Source organism: Natronoarchaeum philippinense (assembly GCF_900215575.1).
Lineage (GTDB): Archaea > Halobacteriota > Halobacteria > Halobacteriales > Natronoarchaeaceae > Natronoarchaeum > Natronoarchaeum philippinense.
This window is the reverse complement of the sequence record NZ_OBEJ01000011.1, coordinates 1-5,429: the sequence shown is the minus strand read 5'-3', so window position 1 is coordinate 5,429 and position 5,429 is coordinate 1. Positions and strand designations below refer to the sequence as shown.

Sequence of the window (5,429 nt, the reverse complement as noted above, 5' to 3'; positions counted from 1 at the left end):
GAAGGAAATGAGGATTCCACCCCTGCGGTCCGCCGTACAGATGGGATCTGATGTTAGCCTTGGTAGTTCGGCGACATCCGGACGATCGAGCGATGTCGTCGACCTACGGACCCATGCAATAGTTCGTGGTCCCTGACGGGGACCACATTGGTGTTGCTTCCACTATGGAAGCATCCCGCCCATACCGCCCTCCCACACGGGAGGGCACCATTCCGGTTGATCCTGCCGGAGGCCATTGCTATGGGGATCCGATTTAGCCATGCTAGTCGCACGAGCTTAGACTCGTGGCAGATAGCTCAGTAACACGTGGCCAAACTACCCTCTGGACGAGCATACCCTCGGGAAACTGAGGCTAATACTCGATACTACTCGACGCCTGGAACGGCCCGAGATCCAAACGCTCCGGCGCCAGAGGCTGTGGCTGCGGCCGATTAGGTAGACGGTGGGGTAACGGCCCACCGTGCCCATAATCGGTACGGGTTGTGAGAGCAAGAGCCCGGAGACGGTATCTGAGACAAGATACCGGGCCCTACGGGGCGCAGCAGGCGCGAAACCTTTACACTGCACGACAGTGCGATAAGGGGATCCCCAGTGCGAGGGCATACAGTCCTCGCTTTTCACCACCGTAAGGTGGTGGTGGAACAAGAGCTGGGCAAGACCGGTGCCAGCCGCCGCGGTAATACCGGCAGCTCGAGTGATGGCCGTTCTTATTGGGCCTAAAGCGTCCGTAGCCGGCCACATAAGTTCGTCGGGAAATCCACGCGCTCAACGCGTGGGCGTCCGGCGAAACCTGTGTGGCTTGGGACCGGACGGCCCAGAGGGTACGGCCGGGGTAGGAGTGAAATCCTGTAATCCCGGCCGGACCACCGGTGGCGAAAGCGCTCTGGGAGGACGGATCCGACGGTGAGGGACGAAAGCCAGGGTCACGAACCGGATTAGATACCCGGGTAGTCCTGGCTGTAAACGATGCCCGTTAGGTGTGGCACAGGCTACGAGCCTGTGCTGTGCCGCAGTGAAGACGCTAAACGGGCCGCCTGGGAAGTACGTCTGCAAGGATGAAACTTAAAGGAATTGGCGGGGGAGCACTACAACCGGAGGAGCCTGCGGTTTAATTGGACTCAACGCCGGACATCTCACCAGCATCGACAATGTGCAGTGACAGTCAGTGTGATGAGCTTACTAGAGCCATTGAGAGGAGGTGCATGGCCGCCGTCAGCTCGTACCGTGAGGCGTCCTGTTAAGTCAGGCAACGAGCGAGACCCGCACTCTTAATTGCCAGCACTGGCGCGAGCCAGGTGGGTACATTAAGAGGACTGCCGTGGCCAACACGGAGGAAGGAACGGGCAACGGTAGGTCAGTATGCCCCGAATGTGCTGGGCGACACGCGGGCTACAATGGCCGAGACAGTGGGATGCAACCCCGAAAGGGGGCGCTAATCTCCGAAACTCGGTCGTAGTTCGGATTGAGGGCTGAAACTCGCCCTCATGAAGCTGGATTCGGTAGTAATCGCCACTCAGAAGGTGGCGGTGAATACGTCCCTGCTCCTTGCACACACCGCCCGTCAAAGCACCCGAGTGGGGTCCGGATGAGGCTCGGTTCCCGAGTCGAATCTGGGCTCCGCAAGGGGGCTTAAGTCGTAACAAGGTAGCCGTAGGGGAATCTGCGGCTGGATCACCTCCTACAGACCGGGACTGGGGCGATGCCCCAGCCCACACTCGTAGGACTCGCTCTCCGAGCGAGTATCCCTCAAGCCCTACTCTCCACAGTAGGCACCAGTCATGGTCCGCCATCGACGACTCGCCCGTTCGTCCGGGCGCTAACGAACTGCCAAGGCTAACACTCCATACGCCCTCCCCGGCCGCGATCGCGGCCGCGGGAGTGGGCCCATAGCTCAGTGGTAGAGTGCCTCCTTTGCAAGGAGGATGCCCAGGGTTCGAATCCCTGTGGGTCCATGTCGCGTACTGCGATTCGAGGATCGTTGCCCTTAAGTGGGAAACGCACCTCGAACGGAGTACGCTCAAACTGATGCACCATCCCGTGCGAGCGCGGATGGGAAGGGTCGATACCGCCTCACAACCACCGGGCGGTAGATGACGACCGTGTGTACGTGCGATCCAGACGTCCACTGGACTCATTCATCGAAGACGACATTCCGTCGTCTCCGACCTGGTCCAACATATAGACGTGGCTACGACGCCGGCTGGTGAATGGCTCGGCTCGAGAGCTGAAGACGGACGTGCCAAGCTGCGATAAGCCTGTGGGAGCCGCACGGAGGCGAAGAACACAGGATCTCCGAATGGGAATCCCCTCGCAATTGCTGTGCGCAATGGGGAACGTCGGGAATTGAAACATCTTAGTACCGACAGGAATAGAACGCAAACCGCGATGTCGTCAGTAACCGCGAGTGAACGCGACACAGTCCAAACCGAAGCCCTTACGGGCAATGTGGTGTTCGGACTGACACTCATCGCATGACCCACTTCGAGAAATCTTCTGGAACGAAGTACGATACAGGGTGACAGTCCCGTATCGAAGTGCAGTATTGCGTGCGTCAGCTCCAGAGTAGCGGGGGTTGGATATCCCTCGTGAATATCTCAGGCATCGACTGAGAAGACTAAACACTCCTCGAGACCGATAGCGAACAAGTAGCGTGAGCGAACGCTGAAAAGCACCCCGAGAAGGGAGGTGCAATAGGGCCTGAACTCAGTCGGCCACTGAGCGACGGGGCATACAAGGCCCCACGAAAAACGACCGAGGTGCGAACCTCTAGTAGGAATCGTGGGGAGCCGATGTTCCGTCGTGCGTTTTGAAAAACGAGCCAGGGAGTGGATCTGTCTGACAAGTCTAACTAGAGCATCTAGGAAGGCGCAGGGAAACCAACATGGCCGCAGGGCTTTGCCCGAGGGCCGCCGTGTTCAAGCGCGGGGAGTCAGACGGATCCGACCCGAATCCGAGCGATCTATGCGCGAGCAAGGTGAAGCGTGCCGAAAGGCACGTGGAGGCCTGTTAGAGTTGGTGTCCTACAATACCCTCTCGTGACTCGTGTATAGGGGTGAAAGGCCCATCGAGCTCGGCAACAGCTGGTTCCAACCGAAACATGTCGAAGCATGACCTCTGGCGAGACAGTTCGTGAGGTAGAGCCACCGATTGGTGATCCCGCCCCCGAGAGGGGTCGGCTCACCTGTCAAACTCCGAACTTACGAACGTTATCGACCCAGGGATTCCGGTGCACGGGGTAAGCCTGTGTACCAGAAGGGAGACAACCCACTGCCGGGTTAAGGTCCCCAAGTATGGATTAAGTGCAATCCTCTGAAGGTGGTCCCGAGCCCCAGACAGCCGGGAGGTGAGCTTAGAAGCAGCTACCCTCTAAGAAAAGCGTAACAGCTTACCGGCCGAGGTTCGGGGCGCCCAAAATGATCGGGGCTCAAATCCATCACCGAGACCTGGCCGCACCCGTGACAGGGTGATCGAGTAGGTTGGCGCTCCACGTGGGTGGAAGCACGGGCGAGAGCTCGTGTGGACCGCGTGGTGACGACAATCCTGGCCATAGTAGCAGCGTTAGTCGGGTGCGAACCCCGACGGCCAAACGGATAAGGGTTCCTCGGCAATGCTGATCAGCCGAGGGTTAGCCGGTCCTAAGACTCGTCGCAATTCGAGCGAGTCAAAGCAGGGTAACAGGTTAATATTCCTGTGCCACCACACAGTGAAAGCTGACGTCTCGGGGTCACTCACGCCGGGTTCGCGCCCGGCCGAATCGTCAAAGCCCGTGGAAGCCGTAATGGCAGGAAGCGGTCGAACGGCGAGATAGCGCAAGGTGAGCCAACCTGGGACCCGTGAAAAGGCGAGTGTGGTGTCCGTACCGAGAACCGACACAGGTATCCGTGGCGGCGAAAGCCAAGGCCTGTCGGGAGCAACCGACGTTAGGGAATTCGGCAAGTTAGTCCCGTACGTTCGCAAGAAGGGATGCCTGCCTCCTTCGAGGCAGGTCGCAGAGACCAGGACGCTCCGACTGTCTAGTAACAACACAGGTGACCGCAAATCCGCAAGGACTCGTACGGTCACTGAATCCTGCCCAGTGCGGGTATCTGAACACCCAGTACAATGGGACGAAGGACCCGTTAACGGCGGGGGTAACTATGACCCTCTTAAGGTAGCGTAGTACCTTGCCGCTTCAGTAGCGGCTTGCACGAATGGATGAACGAGAGCGTCACTGTCCCAACGTCGGGCCCGGTGAACTGTACGTTCCAGTGCGGAGTCTGGAGCCCCCCAAGGGGAAGCGAAGACCCTATGGAGCTTTACTGCAGGCTGTCGCTGAGACACGGTCGCTAGTGTGCAGGATAGGTAGGAGCCGTTACACAGGTACCCGCGCTAGCGGGCCACCGAGGCATCACTGAAATACTACCCACTAGTGACTGTGACTCTCACTCCTGGCGGAGGACACCGGTAGCCGGGCAGTTTGACTGGGGCGGTACGCGCTTGAGAGAAGATCGAGCGCGCCCCATGATCATCTCAGCCGGGTCAGAAATCCGGCGCAGAGTGCAAGAGCACAAGATGGTCTGACAGTGTCCTGCCTAACGAAGGACGCTGACGCGAAAGCGGGGTCTAGCGAACCAATCACGGTCCTCAATGGGCCGGATTGATGACAGAAAAGCTACCCTAGGGATAACAGAGTCGTCACTCGCAAGAGCACATATCGACCGAGTGGCTTGCTACCTCGATGTCGGTTCCCTCCATCCTGCCCGTGCAGAAGCGGGCAAGGGTGAGGTTGTTCGCCTATTAAAGGAGGTCGTGAGCTGGGTTTAGACCGTCGTGAGACAGGTCGGCTGCTATCTATTGGGGGTGTAACGGAACCTGCCGGGAACGTTCGTATAGTACGAGAGGAACTACGAATGGGTGCCACTGGTGTATCAGCTGTCCGCAAGGGCACGTGCTGAGCAGCCACGCACCACGGGGTAACGGCTGAACGCATCTAAGCCGGAAACCCACCTGAAAACGAGGTTCCATTGGACGGCTTGTAGAAGACAAGCTCGATAGACTCGGGATGTACGCGTCGAGGCAACGAGACGTTGAGTCCGCGAGCACTAAGCAAGTCCTGCCACACAATCATAATCCGCATTGGCTCAGTTTGGAGACACGCCGTCGTCTTCGAGAATGAGTCCAGGCGTAAACTGGATCGCACGTACATTGGAGATTGCCTTGACCGATGGCTGGCGCCATCGTCGGCGGTTCGATTCCGCTGATCGGCCTTAAGGCGGCCAGAGTGGTGAGGCAACACCCGTACCCATCCCGAACACGGAAGTTAAGCTCACCCACGTGACGGCAAGTACTGGAGTGCGCGAGCCTCTGGAAACACCGCCTCGCCGCCTCCCATTCATACTCTCGACCCTCACGAGCAGCGCGCTCGTGGGGGTCGGTTCATTTCGAACGCG

Annotated in this window: 1 tRNA gene and 3 rRNA genes; all 4 read left to right on the top strand. The window is 58.8% G+C overall.

What is annotated here, in order from left to right:
• Positions 1-209: 209 nt before the first annotated feature.
• The 4 genes from CRO01_RS16230 (at position 210) to rrf (ending at position 5,369) form a co-directional block, all read left to right on the top strand.
• A 16S ribosomal RNA gene (locus tag CRO01_RS16230) occupies positions 210-1,680 on the top strand.
• 200 nt (positions 1,681-1,880) lie between these two features.
• Positions 1,881-1,952: transfer RNA gene (locus CRO01_RS16225), tRNA-Ala, on the top strand.
• Between the two features lie 227 nt (positions 1,953-2,179).
• Positions 2,180-5,104, top strand: a 23S ribosomal RNA gene (locus CRO01_RS16220).
• 143 nt (positions 5,105-5,247) lie between these two features.
• Positions 5,248-5,369 (top strand): 5S ribosomal RNA (gene rrf, locus CRO01_RS16215).
• The 16S, 23S and 5S rRNA genes sit together here with 1 tRNA gene alongside, the layout of an rRNA operon.
• Positions 5,370-5,429 lie beyond the last annotated feature (60 nt).